Origin of the sequence: Microcoleus sp. A6-C6 (assembly GCF_036705955.1) — a bacterium.
Taxonomy (GTDB): Bacteria; Cyanobacteriota; Cyanobacteriia; order Cyanobacteriales; family Microcoleaceae; genus Microcoleus.
In genome coordinates this window covers 1-20136 of sequence record NZ_JAUBVR010000089.1, presented here as the reverse complement: position 1 = coordinate 20136, position 20136 = coordinate 1, and the positions used below count along the sequence as shown (strand labels likewise).

Here is a 20136-nt window from a genome sequence, read left to right as displayed (position 1 = left end):
CCAAACGGCTGTGCTTTAACTCTATAATTTCTATTTGTCAAGTACAATTTATACCAAATTAGATGAGCTTACCCTGCAATACTAGACCAATTAATAGCATCAGTTACATCGCGAAACCCATCTGGAAGTAATCAGAACATTACTTTAGAAAAAAATAGAAATCCTAAAGTTATTACCGTAACTCAAAGAACAGTTCGTTTTTCGTACAATGTTTACCAAACTCATAATATTACAAGTTTTACTGAAGGAGAGATCGAGATTCCAGGGATTCCTTGGGGAACTATTGGTATTTGTTTGATTGCTTTTATATTAATAGGTATTAATCATGGCAATCACCCAATACTAATTTTATTAGCCTATGTCTTATTGGCTGCCACAATTGCAGGTGTAGTTAGGAATTTGACTAAGCCAAAACACTACGGCTTGTTACTAACTCTAAATTCTGGTGACAAGACGTTGTTTACTACACACAAAAAGGAAAGTCTCAAGCAAGTTATTGGAGTAATCTATGAATTTATTGAAAGTGAAAAAGAAGCAACTTACCAAATATCCATTAGTAATAGTGAGGTGAGTGGTAATTTTATACAGGGAAATGCTACGGGAAACACTTCGTATCTTTATGATGATAGAGCGAACGACACTAAAAGTAAATATTAGCAATTGAGGATGCTATCAGCTATGAAACCAAAATCTGTAGACATGAATAACAGTAGTTTTAAGGGCAACTTGGTGCAAGGAAACGTCGATGGAAATGTAGAGTATAAACCCGTATCAGAGAGTAAATCCATGTCAGAAACTTACAATAATTCTGGTCAAGCTGGGGCTATGGGTCGTAATGCCAGAGCTGACAACATCACTTTTGTACAACAATCAGAACAGAAACAAACTCTTGCTGCTTCAGCAAAAGAAATTCAAGAACTGCTCAAACAGTTAGAGCAAACTAATCCTACTGCTACTGATGCGGAAAAAATTGCTCACGTTAATGATGAAACGACCCCCAGTTTCAAGCGTCGTGCGGTTGGTGCATTGCAAGCTGGTACTGAATCTGCGATCGAAGAGTTCCTAGACAATCCCTATGTTAATGTCGGCAAGGCGATCGTCAAAGGTTGGATAAAACCAGAATAATTCGTGGTATGCAAAGCCCGATCGCCCTTACGAACAAAACTAAGTGCGATCGCCCCAATTTCTGTCAAACTCCCCTGGAAGTTGCAAATACTGCGTTGACCTGCTACCGTTAACATAGACGCATCGTAGGAAAACAACCGATGACACTAACAGAATTACTCCCTACCATTAGACAACTGTCTGCGATCGACAAACGAGAGTTAATCCGCATTCTCATGGCGGAAGAAGATATCAGTGAGGATATTTTTCCTTTGGAACCTTACAAGATTTACTACCTACCAACCCCCTACGATACTTTTGGTGCTGGTGCAGCTTTGATGCAGGCAATGAATCTCGCTAAACACAACGAAAACTGAGTATTATGCGATCTACTCGCTCATCACGATCGCATTACCTTGAGTTATCCAGACTGTTTTTCCTGCCAAATCGCCTCTCTCTCGGCTTCTAAACCACCCAATAAGTCCGTCAAACCTACATTTTCATTTTCCATAATCGTGACAATCCGATCGATTAGTTGAGTAACTTGCATCGGCGCATCAAAATCCTCAGCGATCGCCAGCGGGAGCCCGCGCAGAGGATAATGCTTTTGTACTGTCAATTCAGCACTCGAAATCTCAGCAGACTCGATCGCCCCAAAACCCTCCGATTTTGACAAGCGCGTCTGACGCAAAAAACTCAATAGCACCTCAAGCACATCATCTGAGGATTGCTCAATCTCGCGGATTAGTTCTTCTCGGACAGTCATAATCTGGCATTTTCCTTGCTAGACTTCTTTACCCATTGTAATTCGAGATTCGATAGTTTTGGGCGATCGCCCTTTCCCCAAAACCCACCCCAAACCCACCCCAAAAATCTACGCCAAAAACAACTTATAAGCCGGATTCTGACTCTCATCCCCATACTGATAGCCCAGCGTATCCAAAAAAGCCTGCCACTCCTGCATCTCATCCGGCGGCACCTGTATCCCCACCACAATTCGCCCGTAATCAGCCCCATTATTCCGATAGTGAAAAACGCTGATATTCCAGTTAGGACTCATCGAACCCACAAACTGCATCAATGCACCAGGACGTTCGGGAAATTCAAAGCGATAAAACAGTTCATGTTTTGCCAGGAAAGAACGGCCACCCACCATGTGCCGCAAGTGCAATTTTGTTAATTCATCATCAGTTAAATCCAAAGTTTTGAATCCGCAATCTTCAAAACTTGCCGCTATTTTAACCGCATCAGCGCGGTTTTGAATTTGCACACCAATGAAAATATGTGCTGCTTTTTCATCCGCAATGCGATAGCTAAATTCCGTCAAATTGCGCTTACCCAAACACTCGCAAAACCTGCGGAGACTTCCCGGCTGTTCGGGAATTGTGACTGCAAAAATTGCTTCCCGACGTTCGCCAAACTCTGCCCTTTCTGCTACAAACCGCAGGCGATCGAAATTCATGTTCGCGCCACAAGCAACAGAAATTAATGTTTCTCCTGTGATTTGTTCCCGTTCCACGTAAGCCTTCGCACCGGCGATCGCCAAAGCGCCAGCAGGTTCTAAGATCGATCGCGTATCTTCAAAAACATCCTTAATCGCCGCGCAAATATCATCCGTACCCACCAAAATAATCTCATCCACATACTCCTGACAAAGCCGAAAAGTTTCCTCCCCAACTTCCCGCACAGCAACGCCGTCAGCAAATAAACCCACCTGGGACAAACGCACCCGTTTACCAGCTTTCAGCGATTGATTCATCGCATCGGAATCCACAGGTTCCACACCAATAATCTTAATTTCCGGCCGCAACCGCTTAATATAAGCCGCAATTCCCGAAATCAATCCACCGCCGCCAATCGCCACAAAAATCGCATGAATTGGTTTTTGATGTTGCCGCAGAATTTCCATGCCGATCGTACCCTGTCCCGCAATTACGTGCGGATCGTCAAAAGGGTGAACAAAAGTTAAGTTTTTTTCCGCCTCTAATTGGCGCGCAAAAGCGTAGGCATCATCGTAGGTATCCCCATGCAAAACCACCTCTCCACCACGGGCTATCACCGCATTTACCTTCACCTGCGGCGTTGTTACGGGCATGACGATAATTGCGCGAGTTCCCAGGTGGCGGGCAGCAAGGGCGACTCCTTGGGCGTGGTTGCCGGCGGAAGCTGCGATCACACCTTGTGCTAGCAACTCCGGCGACAGTTGCGCCATTTTGTTGTACGCGCCGCGCAGTTTGAAGGAAAAGACAGACTGCATATCCTCTCGCTTCAGCAGCAGTTTATTGTTGAGCCGTTCTGATAAATTGGGGGCTATTTCTAGGGGTGTTTCTTGAGCCACATCGTAGACGCGGGCGGTGAGGATTTGTACGAGATAATCGCAAAGCATGGGGTTAGCAGGTTGGTTGATGCCGGATGGTGGGATAATTGTAGGGTATTTGTGCGATCGTGATGTTGGAATTTTGGGCGAGATTGTTTGTGCGATCGACAAAATTACCCTAATTCAATTCTTTGAAAGCAGTATCTCGGTTAGTTTTAGCGTCTTGATAATCAGGCTTTATTTCTAATGCCTTATCAAAACTGGCAATTGATTCTTGATAGCGCCCTAGTTGCAGTAGAGCAATACCGAGAAAATTCCAGGCTTTCCATGACTCAGGCTTGAGTCTAATAGCTACTTCATATCTTTTTATGGCTTCTTCATAACGCTTGACTCCAAGAAGCACGTTACCTCGTTTAATCCAAGATTCAGATTCATCTAATTCATCAGAACTAATTTCTTCGGTACCCTGGGAAATTATCGCATATTTTTGATCTTCTTTTATCGGCGTTTCCCACTTGGCTTTTTCATCATTTCTAACAATACCTCCTATTACAATACCAATATTATTAGAAAAATCCACGATATTATAACCCTTTCTATTGATATAAATAAATTTATCGAAACTATTAATAGATAATTCAAACACGCCTGAACCCCAATCAAAAAAATCAGGTGATCGACGCATGATATATTTAATCGCAAAAAGTGGCAATATAAAAACAAAGCAAATGTTACTCAAACGATCGCGAAAAATTTCCCGTCGTTGATTGAGGTGACTGAGAATAGGAGGTACTGTATCTAAATTATAATAATCACCATCACCACCATATCCAACCTTAATATAAGGTTCTAGTGACTTTTCTAGTCCTTCAATGAAGAGAATGTTTAAGTCGTTGCGATCGTCCCTATTTACAACAATGTCATACAGATTATCAATTAGTTCTGTCAATTCTAGAATCGCCATTTTTTTCTCAGACAAATCCTCTTGCACTCTATCGGTTAACTGATTACCTACGTCAGGAGAACATTGTACGAACACAATACCGAAGCCTTTTGTTCGCTTTAGGCATCGCAATAAAGCCTGATAGACTCCCTCTGGGCTAGTGTCGAGTGCTTGAGTAGAAGAATATTGACTCATGATGGTAATTGCCGAATTTTGGCAACTGCTGCTTGAAACTGCTCGATTTCTTCAATCAGAGGATGGACGTTGTACCAGCGTTTGAGCTTACCCTTATCATAATAGCGATATTCTAACAAACAGCGCGTGAGCAACAGGCGCAGACACTCTTCGTTATTGTTTGCCTGCTTTTTGCAATAAACTTCAGCCAAAATTTCCCACTGATGTTCTTGAATTGCATTGAGATAGGTTTCTCGCGTTTCTGCAATAGCCCTTTGAACTGCTTCAGCGCTAATTGGTAATTCGTCTGTCCAGTTGATAGCGATTCGGATCATCTGCATCAAATTCCTTGCGTGTCCGCCACTCATGATGCAAAGATGGTTCAATGTATCTGAACTATCGAACACAGCGGGAATATCTAAACCTGCCACACTACCATCCATAGTTTGAGTCAGTCTGGAATCGATCGCCTCAAGCCGCCGACAGACAATTTCCCGCAATTTGGATAGTCCATTTGAGTTGACTGTACCGTCGGGATTCTTCACCATCACCATCGGTAAAATATTTGTTTTTTCGTAGTTATCTTCAAGCTGTGTTGCCCGTCCCGAATATACCATTGCGATCGGAACCGTATAGATTACATGACACACCAAGCCCCGCAAAATTTCACTCCTATTTAAGTAAATTTCGTCATAATTGCTGGGTCTTCCTTCTTCTTTAGTTTCTGCAATTCTATCCAAATCATCAGCAATCATTACAATACCGCGACAGTCTGCTGGTAGCGATTTTTCAGCTTCTTTGATGAAGTCATTCAGCGCCTCTACCAAAGATGGAGTATTAGCATTAATTTTCTGTCGCAGTTCGCGTCGCTTATCTGGATTTGCTCGTAAATTTGCCGTAATTTTGGCAAACTGGGCAACTTGCCCCTCTAAATTTAGACCTTCAAATGATACTTGTGTTAGTGCCAAATCTCTGAGAGATTCGCCTCGATTTTTCATCCAATCTAGTAAAGGGTTATGGTTTTGTAGCTTGATCGCTTCTACTAAATGCCGAGTGCAAGCAAATAATATATCCGCATATGCCGCATCCTGGGGTTCAATGTCCTCATCATTTGCTGCAAAGTAAACCACAAAATAATTCTTTTGTTCTAGGTATGTTTTCAACCGCAGAAGTTCTGTGGATTTTCCTACTCCTCTGTGTCCAGAGTAAAGCTGGCAAGTCGGTTTCTTCGATCGCGTCATCTTTCGACCTAACTCCCGTACTACTTCCCAACCACCACGGACTTCCTGACAATCAACATAAGCCTCTTTCGACGGAGGCTGAAATGGTTCAAAGGAACTGTAGATTTCAGTTGGCAAATCTAGCTTCACAAGCTACCTCAAGTAAACATTTTTCACAACAAGTATAGTGTACAAGATATTTATCAATATCCTTGCATTTAATGCGATCGCCTATTTGTTGACATTAAATCAACCCACAACACCCACCATTTCAAACTCTCCCCAAACCTAATCAGGCCGTGCAAATCCAGTTCGAGGGTCACTAATAAACAAGCCCAAAACCAACGAATCCATCACCGTATCCCAGACAGGAGTCAAACGTTCAGCATCATCAACCCAGTAATCAAAAGTAATTAAACACTGAACGTTAGAACCCAATCCAATACAGATACGCGAATAAGCTTCCCGCTGTTCTGGAGGGTCAATAAACTTAAATTCTGTCCAAACAACCCTAGCAGTTTGCCGCTTCAATTGAATAATTTCCCCAGGATCGATCGGATTTCTGGTATCATCTTCAACAATCTTCTGTAATAGCGGCAATAGCGGAAATTCTCCCCAATTACCAGGAGGTAACAAATTAAATGAAACCTCCAAACAACAATCATCATCCGGCGGCTTTTTATCCGTAAATCGGAACGACTTAGTATCCGGTTCAAAATGCCAATCTTCCGGGACATCAAAGCGGACTGCACCTCTTCCTGCGACAAAGATGCGAGTTCCCGGCTTAGATTTCCAATTGTGGTCTTCTTTAAGCTCTAGAGTTTCCTTGAGCCATTCTTGCTTTTTGCGCTTAGACATAAACAGAACACCAAATTACTGCTAATGTGTAGTTTTTGACTTGGTAAACACATTTTAACCTTATTTGACTCACCGTTTGACTCAATTTTAACAATCCTTACAAAAATTATAAATCCATCTCTTCTCTCTCCGCGTTCTCTGCGCCTCTGCGGTAAAAAAATCCGTTCACAATTCCCTAACTTTTATTTTTAACTTGAGGAATCACACACCTAATGCCGCCTTTATTTCCCGCCACATCACCCTTGTAGCGCGGGATAACATGAATAGCAGCGTGACTGCGACTTTGCCCCGCATCTTTATTAATATTGATACCCACATTAAAACCGTCAGGCTGAAACTCTTTTATTAACATCTCTTGCACCTTATTCGCCATAAACCAACAAGCCGATTGCTCCCTAAATGGTAGCTCAAAATAATTAGCAACGTGACGCTTGGGGATAATCAAAACATGACCTTTGCTAGCGGGATAACCATCAAATATTGCATAAGCTGTTGCTGATTCAGTTAGTAAGGTTAGGTTTCTGTAAGGATTGCAGAATATGCAGTTATTAGTTGAATTTCTTTGATGGTTGTAATGCACATATTCGTAAATTTCGCAAGACTCATTTAAGAGGGCAGATTTAAACGGAAGTTTTACAATGCACTGATATGTAGGTTTTTTGTGAACGTAATGTTCTCGAAAGCCTTCTTTTTTGATATCCCTTCTCACTGCAAAATACGCTTTACCTCCTGGTTTCAATAGGTGTGAGACTTCCATCAGCACATTCGCTTGTTCTTCGGGAAACAAAACATTTAAAACATAAAAGCAAAGGATAGTGTCGAATTTTTCTTCTGGGAACTCCGGGAAATAATAAGGGTCATAACCCGCAATATCAAAGCCCTTTTGCTGCAACAATTTAACATCGCTACCGAAGCCGCACCCAAAGTCTAAGACTTTCCCTTGCAGCAAGTTTTTATCTAATAAAACTTTTGCCGGAAATGACAGATAAATTCTTTCGATGGCCGTCAGATGGCTGAATTTATTTTGTTGCTTCTTCATGGCATAAATTTGATTTAAATCGATATTCTTCAGTCTGCGAAGGCGGACTTCGTTTGTGTAGCAGCGATTTCAATCGCCGAATCTTATCCTCGCGAAAAACCTTACTAAAAATTGTATCATTATTGCAGTTTGGCGATCGCACCTTTAGCCACCAAAACCTGATCAGTCACCAAATCCCGCACCGTAGCCAACAACACCCGCCTCTCATCCACCTCAAAACTCACCGAAACCCTGTCAATCCCCAACACCCCAGGCGGATTCAAATGCGCCACACAAACCTCCTGATGGTGCCTTTCTAGAGAGCGAAAATCGCTATGTTTGTTGAGAAAACTGCTCGTCATTTGCCCTTTTTCATTAAAAGTAACCTCCGCTTGCGATACCTCAGCAACTTCCCCAATATCTAGCCGAATTTCCCTTTGCCCTTCTATTGCCACTTGCAACATTAACTCTTCGGAACTTTGACAAGGATACTTCATTTCCTTACTAAATATCGGCGAATAAGCATAAGCTTTAGCGTAAGGTTCCCAGAGACGAATTGCATAGGTATGACGCAAATAATCATCAACAATCGCCAATTCTGTCAAGGCTAAAGCACCGTGCGCAACAGCTTCAAAGGGTTTATCAGTTTTGACTTTTTGCCGTCCGAAATACGAAACCACTAAGTTAGATACAGCAGGAATCAAAGAAGTTCCTCCAACCAGCAAAACCTGTTCGATATCTACTTTGCCGATACCTTTTCCCAGCGCAATACTTAATACTTCATCTAAAGCTTCTCGCAACTGTTCTAACAACTGCCGAGATTCCAAAATATCCCCAAGCCTCTCTCGGTTTAGCTGCAAATCATAAGACATAAAATTTTCATCATCAAACCAACTTTCCTTCACCTCATCAACTTGAGAAAGTTGAATTTTTAACTTTTCTGCTATTTCTAATAAATTTTGCCAGCCAACTGGTCCGACTTCTGCCCGTGATGAATTAATCTGCTGCAAATAATCTTCGACAATCCAAATGTCAATATCTTCGCCACCGACATAAGCATCTGATTTTGCTAATACTTCCGCCCGCATTAAATTGGGAGTTTTCGATTGGCTATTTTTGATTGAGGAAGCAGGTGCTGTGCGGACTAAACTTATATCTAAAGTGCCGCCACCAAAATCGACTACTAAAACTAGAGAACCGGGACGTTTTACTGCATATCCCAAGGCGGCGGCTGTGGATTCATCTATTAGCTGAACTTCCGCAATTCCCAGCTTTTCTGCTAAGTCGCAAAACCAATCCAAATATCGCTCAAATGCTCCGACTGGTACAGTAAAAATTACTTTATCTGGCTGTATATTTTGCTGATATAATTGTTTCCAAATAGTCTGGATAAACTGTTCCGCTATTGATTCTGGCGTATAAGTTTTGCCGTCTAGATTGCGAGCGGGGGGCTGAAAATCGGTAGCCATGTCGCGCTTAAAAGCCTTGAAAAAACGATCGGGCTGGGATTGTCCCAAACGCTCAAATCGAACTTTTTCTCCTAATACTAAATTTCCGGCATTTTTGACAAATACCAAAGTCGGGATTACAGGTATTTCTCTATCATCTCCGCTCGATTTATTTGTTTTGAAAATCCGGGACATCTCGCCCAATCTCAAAGTTTCAGGCATTTGCGTATCCGGGTTGAGAATGCAAACAACCGTGTTGCTGGTGCCGAAATCAATTGCAACTGTAGTCATGTTGATTTTAGATTTTAAATTTAATTTTTGATTCCCGCTGGAAGTGTGCGACTGACTTTAGCTGGAGCCAGAATTCGCTCTCCATCTCGATAGCCAACAAATCTAACGTAAACTAATTCTCCTTCTGTTATGTCTTCAACATCCGGCTGGTGCAACTGCGGATTGTAAGCCACTTGTTCCCAAGTTAAACCAATCGCTTCAAAATTCCAACTTGACAAAAGATTTTCTAAAGGGGTAAAAAGAGCAGAAAGATTTTTGGCACGCATCTCCGGCTTAGCTTCTGCCATTTTCCGGGCGGCAGGATAGCTGGTTAACAAAGTTTGTAACTGTTCAAAGGTAGCGCGACGAAAATCAGTAGTTAGTTGAGTTTTTTGCTGCTGCAATTCTTCGCGCAGCCGGAAACACTGTTGTCTCAATTCTTCGATTTCGTTGGGATTAGTTGTAATTGTCGCCGATGTGGGCAGCGCGCTCAGAGTGCGATCGAATTCTGGGAAATTCAAATTCAGCACTGTTGCCAGCCGCCGCAGTTGGTCTACCGTGAGTTTTCCCACGTCTCCCTGTCGCACTAAGCGCACTCCGAAGCGACTTAAGCCGGCTTTCTCGCCTAAGTCTTGCCAATCGACGATATTTAGCTGATTCATGCGTTCCCGCAGAATTGTATCGTACTTAAACTCGATCGCATCTCCGGCATCCGATGCAGCATAAGCGTAGACTAAAATTAGAAAAATGCCCCCAACAGCTAGGGCGAGGCTGAAAGGAGACACTATTGTTACATCAACCGTTGCATCGAGGAGATAGAACATTGTTAAATTTTCTAAACTTGTTTTAAAGTCTGCGTTTGTTCAACGGTCAAATTTTCTTCACCTTGGTAGTATTCTGGCAGCAAATCTTGAGATTCTACTTTTCCGAGAGCTTTTTCAATTCCGGCAGTGGTTTCGGTGCAACTCGAACCGGTGGCATTGAGGACGGTTTCGGTAATTTTGCCGTCTTTGCCGATGCGATATTCTATTTGGCGGTACTCTGCCATAGTTCCTCTTGGCTTAATGCTTGTTCATCGAATGTTGACTGTTGAGTTATATTATAGATTGTGTTTACCGATTATTCCAATGAATTTTTGTAGCGACAATGCAACCGGGGTTGCACCGGAAATTATGGCGGCGATTGCAGCGGCTAATTGCGGTGCAGTGATGTCTTACGGAGATGATGAATATACAGAGCGTTTGCAAGTTAAATTCTCCGATTTATTCGAGACATCAGTGACTGTTTTTCCTGTAGCAACCGGTTCCGCTGCTAATGCTCTAGCCCTCGCGGTGATGACTCCTCCTTACGGGGCTGTTTACTGTCACGCAGAATCTCATATTAATCTGGATGAATGCGGCGCACCGGAGTTTTTTACTGGCGGCGCAAAGTTAGTAACATTAACTGGAGATCATGCTAAGATCAAGGCAGAGACTTTAGGTGAAATAGTCGATCGCGCTGGCAAAGGAATCGTCCACCACGTACAGCCCGCAGCCGTCAGTATCACTCAAGCCACAGAAGCAGGCACTGTCTACAATCCAGCGGAAATTTCCCAGATTTCGGAAGTTGCGCGCAGCCACAATTTGCACCTGCACATGGATGGTGCTCGCTTTGCCAATGCTGTTGCGAGTTTGGGCTGTGATCCTGCGGATATTACTTGGCGCGCCGGCGTGGATATCCTCTCATTTGGAGCGACAAAAAACGGGGCGATGGCTGCGGAAGCTGTGGTGTTTTTCAATCAAAAATTGGCAGAAACTTTCCCTTTTTACCGCAAGCGCAGCGGGCATCTGTTCTCCAAAATGCGGTTTTTGTCGGCGCAGTTAGAAGCATATATAACGAATGATTTATGGCTAAAAAATGCGGCTCATGCCAATAATATGGCAGCTAAGTTAGCGCAAGGTTTGGCAGGAGTTGAGAAAGTCAAGTTTTGCCATCCAGTCGAAGCAAATGAAATTTTTATGCAGATTCCAGAATCCCTGATTGCAGCAGCTTTGAATCACGGTTTTCAATTTTATCGGTGGGATAAATCTACTGTCAGACTGGTAACAGCTTTTAATACTAAAGAAGAAGATGTTAATGCTTTCGTGGATTTTTGTAGGGGCGAGCTTTCCCATAATATTTAAAAGGATTTGTAGTGAGGACTTTAGTCCTTCTGAAAATCTAAGGACTAAAGTCCTCACTACAAACCTACAGTTTAATAGGTTCAGGAATAGGTTCTGCAACTGCGATTAATTCCGGTTCCTCTACTTCGATATGTGCTTCTAAAAGCGCCAGATTTCTCATGTTGGATTTATAAAAAGCATCGAAGATATCTCCGACTAAAGGTACTGAACCAACCACGGCTTCTAGACCGATATTGTAAATCATTTTCCCTAAAGTTTTTTGGGGGATGTTGAATTGAGTTGCTAAGTAAATTAGGTAGGCGGAAAACGCGGTATCTACGATATCCCCAGCACCCGGAACTAAACCGATAATCGGGTCTAAACCAATGCGAAATTTAGTGCCGGGGATGCCAATGGCGGTATCCATCAGGCGGCTGAGTTTGCGGATGCGGTTGAGGGTGGCGAGACGCTCTATTTTGTTCATATTATGATTGTTGAACTAGGTTGAAAATTTGAAATCTGTCGGAAGACGGAAAAAAAACATCTAGAAACCGCTCATTCTCGATCTTCGCTAATATGCTTAATTCCCCATTCGTGCATAGTATCAATAATCGGTTTGAGACTTTCGCCCAAAGGCGTTAGCGAATATTCAACTTTTGGCGGAACTTGCAGGTAAATTTCCCTGTGTACGATCGCGTCTGACTCCATTTCCCGCAGTTGCTGCGTCAGCATCTTCTGAGTAATGCCGTTGACAGCTCGTTGCAGCTCGTTAAAGCGCTTCACTCCTTGAAACAACTCCCGCAGAATCAAGACTTTCCAGCGCCCGCCAATCACCTCTAGAGTGCGTTCTACAGGGCAATTTGCTCGATCGACCTTTACTTCTTGGACTTGCATAGTATCTTTTTGGTAAGTACCGCACTTTTAAGTGCGTACTTCCCATAATAGCTTGACTCGGTTTAAAATAAAAACATCAAAGAAATACCCGATAAATTTCACTGAGGATTCAGAAAATGATTACCGTCAGAAAAAGTGAAGCAAGAGGACACGCTAATCGCGGTTGGTTGGACAGTTACCACACATTTTCGTTTGCCAACTATTACGATCCAAATTATATGAATTTTCGATCTTTGCGGGTAATTAATGAGGATGTGATTAGCCCTGGAAAAGGTTTCGGGACTCACGGGCACAGCGACATGGAAATCATTACCTATGTACTGGAAGGAGCATTAGAACACAAAGACAGTTTGGGAACCGGTGCAGCAATAAAACCCGGTGAAGTGCAGCGAATGACTGCGGGTACGGGTATCCAGCACAGCGAGTTCAATCACTCGCAAACTGAGCCAGTTCATTTGCTGCAAATCTGGCTATTACCGGATACAAAAGGATTGCAGCCAAGTTACGAACAGCGGGATTTTCCCGTAGCAGAAAGGCACGGAAAACTGCGCTTAGTGGCGGCGCGAGATGCGAGAGATGGTGCTGTGAAAGTGCATCAAGATGTCGATTTGTATGCGGCTGTTTTGGATAAAAATTCGCGAGTTTCTCATGCTTTGCAGCCAAATCGCCATGCTTGGGTGCAAGTGGCTCGCGGCTCGGTTTTGCTCAACGGTTTGCCTTTAGAAAATGGGGACGCGGCGGCGGTTAGTGATGAGGCTGAGTTGACGATTGAAGCGGCGGAAGATGCGGAATTTTTGCTGTTTGATTTGGCATAGAATTGAATGCGAAATCCCCGATTTATTGGAGTCGGGGATTTGAAATTACTCGGCGGTTGAAACCGCTACTACAAAAACAAAGTCCGCCTTCGCGGACTAATAAATTAATCAGCCATCCAAGATTTTGTCCCAAAAATACCTGCTAGAAGTTCGGGAATGCTAAAATCAATATCTAAGCTTTCCCAGTGTACGCTGCTGCCAGAAGGCGGCAGCCAAACATCAGCAAGTTGTTCTGGTGAAGCACCTTCTAAGCCTTGTGCAAGGCTTGGAGGAAAACAAAAAATAGCACCGTTTTTCAGTTTGATAACTATTAAATCTTCCGACTGGTTATACTGCACGGATTCGGCGCGGGGTTCTGTATCCTCAGCGTTTTTCCATGCTTCTTTGGCTTTTGCTATTTGAGCTAGGAGATTTTCCTCAGTTAATTCTTTTTGCCATTTTCTAAATACCATATATTTCTTGCCATCGGTTTGGTTAATTTTGGATATTTGATTATTGCCGCATGAGATTGTGTTAAACGGACTGTGAAGAACATGATACTTGATCATGGGTTACTACTTAGGAAATAAGTAAATAGGAGGAAGACAGTAACTTTTATTTATGCTATTTTTGCTAAGGGTAAATGCTGAGGATAAATTTTTATGCAACAAAAGCCGATCGCCAGAAAGCATCTTATTTGGAGCCTGATCACTGGTTTAGCAGTTGGCGCGATCGCAGGCGCACCCCTCGGCTGGATGGCTAATGGGGCATATTCCGAGCAGCGTTTGGCTCAAATTCTGATTTGCCGAGAAAAGAATAGAGATCAGCCAGTTGCTATTGTTGAGTCTAGGTGCGGTTCCCGATTCTAAATTTTTCTGCTAGCCAGAGGGCTGTGTCAAATATTTTGAGGCTGGTGCGAATGTCGAAAGTTCGATCGCCCAAACACTCTGCCATTCTCAACCGTCAACGCGCCACAAACCGGAAAACCGATCCGTCCGTTGATATGTGGGTATGTTAAATTGACACAATCATGAACTACAGCAGAACAATTCCGGCTATTTTGAGTGCTACGATCGCCCTAAGCTCGATCGCCCTAATTCCACTCACATCACCTCAAATCGCCCTAGCCTTAACCGCCGACGCAGTAAAAACCGTCGCCAAACAAATTACCGTTCGCATCCAGGGGCCAAAAGGCGGTTCAGGAGTAATTTTAGAGAAACAAGGCAGCACATACTATATTCTCACAAACTGGCACGTTGTCGATAAAGCAGGCGATTACGAAGTTGTAACTCCCGACGGCAAAGCTCACTCTGTATCATACAATCTCATCCGGCGAATGCCCGGTGCTGATTTAGCGATCGTCCCCTTCAGCAGCCCTCAAAGCTACCCCCTCGCTCAATTAGCAAATTCCGCCGCAACTCCCGGAAAAAATGCTTATGTGGCTGGTTGGCCGACATCCGGCGGTTCCCTGAGACAGCCGATTTTCATCGCCACCGAAGGTCAGCTTACCGGCCGCCAAACTCCCTGGAACGGTTATACTTTGGTATACAACAACTTAGTGAGAGCGGGGATGAGCGGCGGGCCTGTGCTCGACGATGCGGGGCGAGTTGTCGCAATTAACGGTATTGTTAGGTTAGAAAAAGATTCGGATAAAATCGTGGCGGCGGGGATAGAAATCAATACTTTCATGAAATGGCGATCGACTATTTCACTACCTGCACTTCCCCAATCGCCAACAGCCACCAACCCGAAAACTCCTGTTAATAATCCGCCTCGGAAGTCTGGAAGTGCGATCGCCTTTGCCGCCACAAATACCATCAAAACGCCTTCAGAAGTTGTCAGTTCCCTTACTCTTGCTTCCGCTTATTTTACCACAGGAAATAGCAACGGTACAATCTCAGTTTGGAATTTTCCCAGCGGGCAATTAAAAACTACCCTGCAAGGACACGCAGAAGCCGTAAATGCACTGGCTGCGAGTGCGGACGGAAAAGTGTTAGCTAGCGGCAGCGATGACAAAACTGTAAAAATTTGGAATTTAGAAATAGGCGCGGTTGTACGCACTTTGAGCGGGCATTCTGGGGCTGTTTCGAGTGTTGCCGTCAGTCCCGACGGTCAGTTTATCGCCAGCGGCAGTTGGGATAAAACGATTAAGATTTGGAATGCGAAAACTGGGGAATTGCTGCGGACTTTAACCGGGCATTCTGGACTGGTGAATGCTGTTGCAATCAGTCCCGATAGCAAAACTTTAGCTAGCGGCAGCAAAGATGGTTCAATTAGGTTGTGGAATTTAGCGACAGGTGCAGCAATTCGCACGATTGGCGGCAAGAATTTGTCTGTTTTGTCCCTGGCTTTTACTCCCGATGGGAAAACTTTGGCTGCGGGAAACAGTAACGGCACTGTTGGCTTGTGGAATGTCGGAAATGGGCAGTTAATTCGGCGTTTGAGTGGGCATACTGACGGAGTTTGGTCTGTGGCAATCAGTCGGGATGGGAGTATATTGGTTACTGGGAGTTGGGATAAGAGTGTGAAACTTTGGGATTTGCGATCGGGCGAATTAAGGGGTAATTTGAGCGGTCATTCTGGTTATGTTACTGCTGTGGCAATTAGTGCAGATGCTAAGACTATTGTGAGTGCGGGTTGGTTGGGGGAAATTAAGATTTGGAAAAGGAGTTAAGATTTTTTAACCGCAGAGGGCGCAGAGGGCGCAGAGGAGGAGAAAGAGAGAGTGATTTACATTTGATTGAGTAGTGTTATATGATTAAAATATTTTGTATAAAAAAACATGAGCGAACTAAAGACTCAATTGCCAACAGATGTCTGGGTAGTAGCTAGCTGGGAAGAATTCGTCGAATTTGCAGACAACGCGGCTTATGAAAAAGCAAAATGCTACTATCGCAACGGACAAATGAGGATTGAAACTATGTCAGTAGGGCCGGATCATTCACGCGACAATGCAATTCTAGTCTTTGCTGTTAATTTATTTGGCACTATCAAAGGTATTTCTCTCAATGGTTTGGATAACTGTAGCTACCGGCAAACAGGAGTTCGAGAGTGTCAGCCAGACGTATCATACTACATTGGAGAAAGAGCTAAATTAGCACCGAGCGGAACCGCGATCGCAAGTCTTGATGTTACCCCGCCGCCAGATTTAGTCATCGAAGTTGCTGACTCAACTTTGGCTGATGATATTGGTCAAAAACGATTGCTTTACGAAGAACTAAAAGTCGCCGAATACTGGGTAATAGACGTAAAAAAAATAGAAATTCTTGCCTTTGCGATTATTGCTGATAATGGCAGTCGGCGGCTTGTGCAATCCGAAGTTTTGCCAGGATTAACTATTGCTTTGCTGGAAGAAGCCTTGCGCCGAAGTCGGACTCAAGACCAAGCACAGGTAGGGGCTTGGTTGTTGGCTCAATTTCAGCAGCAGTAATTGATGTAGCATAGTCAGCGCTCTCCCTTACTCATTGGTAAAGGAAGGGCGATCGCACTTTTTATATAATCAGGATATTAAGGCTTACTCACCTTCATCCAGTAAACTTTGAAGCATTGGAGTCAGAATGTTTACAATTGGATTCTTTGTAAATTCCATTAGCGCTGCTACTCCACCCGCTTTCAAAGCTTTAAGTACCTTTTTCTTCACGTCGGGCTGTTTTTCAATTTCTTCCATAGCTTTTGCAGCAACTGCTGATTTTTCAGCAACCGTTGTTGTTGGGTATGTCTGAGATAACTGATCTAAAAGCTGTTGGATTTCTTTGGCGGCCTCGGCAAGAGTTTGCCTTTGTTCAGGTGAGTAATAATTGTGAATCGTTCCAGCTACTTGCTGAGAGTTAACAGTATTGCTGATTCCCACCCCAAATGAGGATTGGCTTTGATCGGTTTTGCGTTCTGACATAATATTTCCGTACTAATCACCAACTATTGTTGTCTGTTCTCTATTGTAACACCTATTTGCTGAGCAGTCGTGATTTCAGAATAGCCAACACCAAATGAGGATCTACTTTGGTCAATTGTGATAGATTTATCTTCGATATTAACTACGTAAGTTCTCTCGTCATTACTATCTAAAACTTTATACAATTTTGAAACTACATCTTCCAAAAATTTATCATCGCTGGCAACTTTTTTGTGATTCAATAGTAAAATATTTGCTTTGTCTCCTGAAACAAAAGATACTTCAATCACATATTCTATAGTGAGTATTTCGTAAGTTTTTGGTCTGACCGCATTATAGATCAAAGACAGTATTATTAGTATAATTATTCCGATTACCCATGTTAAACTAGAGTCTCTAAAAAGCAAAAATAATCCCACTAGACACATGAAAATTATAAATTCAAATGGCACTAAATTCTTATTTCTTATGGTGGTGATACTGTCAGCCTCAGTAACTCTAAAGCCAGTAATATTACGAACCAGATAGACAGCATTTCCCAATCTAACTGCTCTTCTACTAAAATATAATTTAGATCCTTTGAGTCTAATAGTTTTTCGTTGAGGCTGAGTCGAAGCCATAATTTAAGCCTTTTCATTCACTTATTAACTAATGTAGATTTTGCAAATGATTAAGTAAAATCTTATGTGTGTTTAAGAATTATATCACTACCTTCAAAACTCTACATAGCAAATTTAGATTTCAAGTAATTTTTAGTTTAATTTTGAATCCGAACCCACTTGTTTAAGTGTTTTTACAGAAACATCAGAAATTGGTGATTTTGTCAACTCCTGGTTAAATTTTTTAGCACTTAGCTAAAATTATCAAAATAATAAAAGCAGACTCAACATTAAAAAACGACAGAGTACCAGCGGAAAACTTGCAGCCAGTTTCTCTGGTACGATCGCCACTTATGATAGATTTGGTTACGGCCGGACTACACTAAAAGAAAAAATCCAATTAAAATTTGCGCCATAAATTCGATAGACCCGCATTGCTCGCGTGCTAAGACGTAGAGCGCGCAAGCGGTTGAGTCACATCTCAAATCTCAAACCTCAAATCGACATGACTTTGACAAATGATTGAAGTAGAACACTTAAGCAAAACTTACGGTTCGACCGCAGCGATCGCGGACGTGTCCTTTTCGGTCGAATCAGGAGAAATTCTCGGTTTTTTGGGGCCAAACGGCGCTGGCAAAACCACAACCATGCGGATTTTGGCGGGATATTTGCCCGCATCCAGCGGTACTGCCCGCATCGCCGGCCTCGATGTTCACGAAAACTCGATGGCTGTCAGACAACGCATCGGCTATCTACCGGAAAACCCGCCGCTTTATCCAGAAATGACTGTGGAAGGGTTTCTGTTTTTTGTGGCGCGGATTAAGCAAGTACCTGCGGGCGATCGCGCGCGACGAGTTACTTCCGCGATCGAACGCTGCGGCCTCGTTGAAAAACGCAAAGTTTTAATCCGCAAACTTTCTAAAGGATTTAAACAGCGAGTTGGTATCGCGCAGGCGATCGTCCACGATCCACCAGTTATTATCTTAGATGAACCAACCGTCGGCCTCGACCCGCGACAAATTATCGAAGTCCGCAATTTAATCAAAAGCCTCGGCGGCCAACACACAATCATCCTTTCGACCCACATTCTGCCGGAAGTCAGCATGACTTGCAACCGCGTCACCATCATCAATCGCGGTAAAATCGTCGCTGCGGGGACTCCCGAAAATTTGATGGGAGAGTTGGCAGTGGGAGAGGGTTACGATCTCGAAGTTGAAGGCGAAGCGGAATTGGTAAACAGTCTGCTGTTGCCTTCTTTGGAAAATGTGCCGGGAGTTCGATCGATCGAATTGATTCCCAGCCAGCAATTTTTAGCCAGTCGCTACTGCCTGCGGGCATTGTGCGAATCTGACATAGAACCGGGACGAGAAATTGCTACAGCTATTATCGCCTCTGGATTCGGACTATGTGAAATGCGTCGCTCTCGCGCTACTCTGGAAGATGTGTTTTTAAGGCTGACAGCGGCTGAAAAAAAACCGGAAGAAAATCTTCTGGTGCACAGCGAACCGGAGGTCGATCGAAATCTCCAAGAAGTCACAGAAATTCAAGATTCGATTGCGGATTCTCATCAATCGGAATCACAACCGATTGCGGATTCTCATCAATCGGAATCACAACCGATTGCGGATTCTCATCAATCGGAATCACAACCGACGATCATCGCGGAAAATCTGCCAGTTTCAGATAAACAAGAGTCTTTCTATGATTCTCATTCAGCATCGGAACCAGTTACAGAAACTGAAGAGTTGCTTTATGATTCTGCACCAGAATTAGAACCAGTTGCAGAAACCGTACAGCCGATAGAACATCCTCAACCAGAATTAGAACCAGTTGCAGAAACCGTAGAGTTGAGAGAAGATCCTCAACCAGAATCAGAACCAGTTGCAGAAACCGTACAGCCGATAAAAGGGAACCATCTCAGTTTGGGTGTCACAGAAACCCGATCATCTGACTCGCTACAGATATCTAAACAAGCAAGCAGGATGTTCACTTTTATAAAAAACATTTTTTACAAAAGTGAGAGACCCCCGATAGAACCTTCTCCACCAGCACCAGTTGTCGAAAATCTAGAAGTTGTAGAAACAGAAGAGTCGATCGCACTTTCTCAACCAGAATCCGAACCAGTTGTCGAAACCGTAGAGTCGATCGACTATTCTCAACCAGAACCGATTGTCCAAAATCTAGAAGTTTCAGAAACCGTAGAGTCGATCGACTATTCTCAACCAGAATCGGAACCAATTACAGAAACACCAGAGGAAATAAGCGATTTAGAACCAGGAATGCAGCCAGTGGTAGATTTTCTGGAAAATGTAGAAAGACAAGAATCGATCGAGCCTTATCAACCAGAACCGATTGTCGAAAATCTGCTCATTGTCGAAACGGTAGAGTCGATCGAGCCTTATCAACCAGAACCGATTGTCGAAAATCTGCTCATTGTCGAAACGGTAGAGTCGATCGAGCCTTA

Annotated in this window: 23 protein-coding genes; 9 read left to right on the top strand and 14 right to left on the bottom strand. The window is 43.4% G+C overall.

Annotated features, from left to right (window positions below):
* Positions 1–78: 78 nt before the first annotated feature.
* The 3 genes from QUB52_RS25285 (at position 79) to QUB52_RS25275 (ending at position 1481) form a co-directional block, all read left to right on the top strand.
* On the top strand, positions 79–657 hold the full coding sequence (locus QUB52_RS25285; RefSeq protein WP_332975187.1) for a DUF6232 family protein: 579 nt from the start codon (positions 79–81) through the stop codon (positions 655–657).
* A gap of 42 nt (positions 658–699) precedes the next feature.
* Positions 700–1125 carry a hypothetical protein gene (locus QUB52_RS25280; RefSeq protein ID WP_332976300.1) on the top strand — a complete coding sequence of 142 codons (426 nt, stop codon included), beginning with the start codon at positions 700–702 and terminating at the stop codon, positions 1123–1125.
* Positions 1126–1265: 140 nt separating this feature from the next.
* Complete coding sequence (locus tag QUB52_RS25275; RefSeq protein ID WP_332975182.1) at positions 1266–1481, top strand: hypothetical protein; 216 nt, start codon at positions 1266–1268, stop codon at positions 1479–1481.
* Positions 1482–1525: 44 nt separating this feature from the next.
* Here QUB52_RS25275 and QUB52_RS25270 read toward each other — a convergent pair whose 3' ends face one another.
* The 9 genes from QUB52_RS25270 to QUB52_RS25230 all read right to left on the bottom strand — a co-directional run bounded on the left by QUB52_RS25270 (position 1526) and on the right by QUB52_RS25230 (position 10400).
* Positions 1526–1870 carry a hypothetical protein gene (locus QUB52_RS25270; RefSeq protein ID WP_332975180.1) on the bottom strand — a complete coding sequence of 115 codons (345 nt, stop codon included), beginning with the start codon at positions 1868–1870 and terminating at the stop codon, positions 1526–1528.
* Positions 1871–1978: 108 nt separating this feature from the next.
* A complete protein-coding gene (ilvA, locus tag QUB52_RS25265) occupies positions 1979–3511 on the bottom strand; it encodes a threonine ammonia-lyase, biosynthetic (protein ID WP_332975185.1) in 1533 nt (510 codons plus the stop codon).
* Positions 3512–3599: 88 nt separating this feature from the next.
* Positions 3600–4559, bottom strand: a complete 960-nt coding sequence (locus tag QUB52_RS25260; protein ID WP_332975178.1) for a tetratricopeptide repeat protein — start codon at positions 4557–4559, stop codon at positions 3600–3602.
* On the bottom strand, positions 4556–5908 hold the full coding sequence (locus tag QUB52_RS25255) for an ATP-binding protein (protein WP_332975176.1): 1353 nt from the start codon (positions 5906–5908) through the stop codon (positions 4556–4558). Before QUB52_RS25255 ends, QUB52_RS25260 begins: the two co-directional genes overlap by 4 nt.
* 138 nt (positions 5909–6046) lie before the next feature.
* On the bottom strand, positions 6047–6616 hold the full coding sequence (locus QUB52_RS25250) for a hypothetical protein (protein WP_332975174.1): 570 nt from the start codon (positions 6614–6616) through the stop codon (positions 6047–6049).
* 175 nt (positions 6617–6791) lie between these two features.
* Positions 6792–7655 (bottom strand): HIT family protein, encoded by an 864-nt coding sequence (locus QUB52_RS25245; RefSeq protein WP_332975173.1) that lies wholly within the window; start codon positions 7653–7655, stop codon positions 6792–6794.
* 119 nt (positions 7656–7774) lie between these two features.
* The gene (locus QUB52_RS25240) at positions 7775–9373 is read right to left on the bottom strand and encodes an Hsp70 family protein (protein ID WP_332975171.1); all 1599 of its coding nucleotides are present in this window, start codon (positions 9371–9373) and stop codon (positions 7775–7777) included.
* Positions 9374–9393: 20 nt separating this feature from the next.
* A complete protein-coding gene (locus tag QUB52_RS25235) occupies positions 9394–10176 on the bottom strand; it encodes a nucleotide exchange factor GrpE (RefSeq protein WP_332975169.1) in 783 nt (260 codons plus the stop codon).
* An 11-nt stretch (positions 10177–10187) separates the two neighbouring features.
* The gene (locus tag QUB52_RS25230) at positions 10188–10400 is read right to left on the bottom strand and encodes a DUF2997 domain-containing protein (RefSeq protein WP_190662874.1); all 213 of its coding nucleotides are present in this window, start codon (positions 10398–10400) and stop codon (positions 10188–10190) included.
* A 79-nt stretch (positions 10401–10479) separates the two neighbouring features.
* On the opposite strand from QUB52_RS25230, the gene QUB52_RS25225 reads away from it, so the two are divergent.
* Positions 10480–11514, top strand: a complete 1035-nt coding sequence (locus tag QUB52_RS25225) for a threonine aldolase family protein (protein ID WP_332975167.1) — start codon at positions 10480–10482, stop codon at positions 11512–11514.
* Positions 11515–11578: 64 nt separating this feature from the next.
* Here the strand turns inward: QUB52_RS25225 and QUB52_RS25220 are convergent, their stop codons facing one another.
* Together QUB52_RS25220 and QUB52_RS25215 are read right to left on the bottom strand one after the other, a co-directional pair.
* Positions 11579–11977, bottom strand: a complete 399-nt coding sequence (locus tag QUB52_RS25220; protein ID WP_265235713.1) for a DUF4112 domain-containing protein — start codon at positions 11975–11977, stop codon at positions 11579–11581.
* A 71-nt stretch (positions 11978–12048) separates the two neighbouring features.
* The gene (locus tag QUB52_RS25215) at positions 12049–12387 is read right to left on the bottom strand and encodes a winged helix-turn-helix transcriptional regulator (protein WP_265235712.1); all 339 of its coding nucleotides are present in this window, start codon (positions 12385–12387) and stop codon (positions 12049–12051) included.
* 116 nt (positions 12388–12503) lie between these two features.
* Between QUB52_RS25215 and QUB52_RS25210 the strand changes: the two genes are divergently transcribed.
* Positions 12504–13202: a pirin family protein gene (locus QUB52_RS25210; RefSeq protein ID WP_265235711.1), complete on the top strand. Its 699-nt coding sequence runs from the start codon at positions 12504–12506 to the stop codon at positions 13200–13202.
* Between the two features lie 104 nt (positions 13203–13306).
* On the opposite strand, the gene QUB52_RS25205 is transcribed toward QUB52_RS25210, so the two are convergent.
* Positions 13307–13654: a DUF2442 domain-containing protein gene (locus QUB52_RS25205; protein ID WP_332970599.1), complete on the bottom strand. Its 348-nt coding sequence runs from the start codon at positions 13652–13654 to the stop codon at positions 13307–13309.
* A 189-nt stretch (positions 13655–13843) separates the two neighbouring features.
* Between QUB52_RS25205 and QUB52_RS25200 the strand changes: the two genes are divergently transcribed.
* The 3 genes from QUB52_RS25200 (at position 13844) to QUB52_RS25190 (ending at position 16611) form a co-directional block, all read left to right on the top strand.
* Positions 13844–14050 (top strand): hypothetical protein, encoded by a 207-nt coding sequence (locus QUB52_RS25200; protein ID WP_332975164.1) that lies wholly within the window; start codon positions 13844–13846, stop codon positions 14048–14050.
* A gap of 161 nt (positions 14051–14211) precedes the next feature.
* Positions 14212–15855 carry a trypsin-like peptidase domain-containing protein gene (locus QUB52_RS25195; protein ID WP_332975163.1) on the top strand — a complete coding sequence of 548 codons (1644 nt, stop codon included), beginning with the start codon at positions 14212–14214 and terminating at the stop codon, positions 15853–15855.
* A gap of 108 nt (positions 15856–15963) precedes the next feature.
* A complete protein-coding gene (locus tag QUB52_RS25190; RefSeq protein WP_332975161.1) occupies positions 15964–16611 on the top strand; it encodes a Uma2 family endonuclease in 648 nt (215 codons plus the stop codon).
* 84 nt (positions 16612–16695) lie between these two features.
* Here QUB52_RS25190 and QUB52_RS25185 read toward each other — a convergent pair whose 3' ends face one another.
* A complete protein-coding gene (locus QUB52_RS25185; protein ID WP_265235706.1) occupies positions 16696–17073 on the bottom strand; it encodes a hypothetical protein in 378 nt (125 codons plus the stop codon).
* Between the two features lie 23 nt (positions 17074–17096).
* Positions 17097–17693: a hypothetical protein gene (locus QUB52_RS25180; RefSeq protein ID WP_332975159.1), complete on the bottom strand. Its 597-nt coding sequence runs from the start codon at positions 17691–17693 to the stop codon at positions 17097–17099.
* Between the two features lie 497 nt (positions 17694–18190).
* Here QUB52_RS25180 and QUB52_RS29340 point away from each other — a divergent pair.
* On the top strand, positions 18191–20136 hold a 1946-nt coding region (locus QUB52_RS29340; protein ID WP_442923376.1), incomplete at its 3' end, for an ATP-binding cassette domain-containing protein.

Coding starts and splice junctions, on each gene's coding strand:
- QUB52_RS25280 (WP_332976300.1), top strand. CDS start 700: ATGAATAACAGTAGTTTTAAGGGCAACTTGGTGCAAGGAAACGTCGAT.
- QUB52_RS25275 (WP_332975182.1), top strand. CDS start 1,266: ATGACACTAACAGAATTACTCCCTACCATTAGACAACTGTCTGCGATC.
- QUB52_RS25270 (WP_332975180.1), bottom strand. CDS start 1,870: ATGACTGTCCGAGAAGAACTAATCCGCGAGATTGAGCAATCCTCAGAT.
- QUB52_RS25260 (WP_332975178.1), bottom strand. CDS start 4,559: ATGAGTCAATATTCTTCTACTCAAGCACTCGACACTAGCCCAGAGGGA.
- QUB52_RS25250 (WP_332975174.1), bottom strand. CDS start 6,616: ATGTCTAAGCGCAAAAAGCAAGAATGGCTCAAGGAAACTCTAGAGCTT.
- QUB52_RS25245 (WP_332975173.1), bottom strand. CDS start 7,655: ATGAAGAAGCAACAAAATAAATTCAGCCATCTGACGGCCATCGAAAGA.
- QUB52_RS25240 (WP_332975171.1), bottom strand. CDS start 9,373: ATGACTACAGTTGCAATTGATTTCGGCACCAGCAACACGGTTGTTTGC.
- QUB52_RS25235 (WP_332975169.1), bottom strand. CDS start 10,176: ATGTTCTATCTCCTCGATGCAACGGTTGATGTAACAATAGTGTCTCCT.
- QUB52_RS25230 (WP_190662874.1), bottom strand. CDS start 10,400: ATGGCAGAGTACCGCCAAATAGAATATCGCATCGGCAAAGACGGCAAA.
- QUB52_RS25225 (WP_332975167.1), top strand. CDS start 10,480: ATGAATTTTTGTAGCGACAATGCAACCGGGGTTGCACCGGAAATTATG.
- QUB52_RS25220 (WP_265235713.1), bottom strand. CDS start 11,977: ATGAACAAAATAGAGCGTCTCGCCACCCTCAACCGCATCCGCAAACTC.
- QUB52_RS25215 (WP_265235712.1), bottom strand. CDS start 12,387: ATGCAAGTCCAAGAAGTAAAGGTCGATCGAGCAAATTGCCCTGTAGAA.
- QUB52_RS25210 (WP_265235711.1), top strand. CDS start 12,504: ATGATTACCGTCAGAAAAAGTGAAGCAAGAGGACACGCTAATCGCGGT.
- QUB52_RS25205 (WP_332970599.1), bottom strand. CDS start 13,654: ATGGTATTTAGAAAATGGCAAAAAGAATTAACTGAGGAAAATCTCCTA.
- QUB52_RS25200 (WP_332975164.1), top strand. CDS start 13,844: ATGCAACAAAAGCCGATCGCCAGAAAGCATCTTATTTGGAGCCTGATC.
- QUB52_RS25195 (WP_332975163.1), top strand. CDS start 14,212: ATGAACTACAGCAGAACAATTCCGGCTATTTTGAGTGCTACGATCGCC.
- QUB52_RS25190 (WP_332975161.1), top strand. CDS start 15,964: ATGAGCGAACTAAAGACTCAATTGCCAACAGATGTCTGGGTAGTAGCT.
- QUB52_RS25185 (WP_265235706.1), bottom strand. CDS start 17,073: ATGTCAGAACGCAAAACCGATCAAAGCCAATCCTCATTTGGGGTGGGA.
- QUB52_RS25180 (WP_332975159.1), bottom strand. CDS start 17,693: ATGGCTTCGACTCAGCCTCAACGAAAAACTATTAGACTCAAAGGATCT.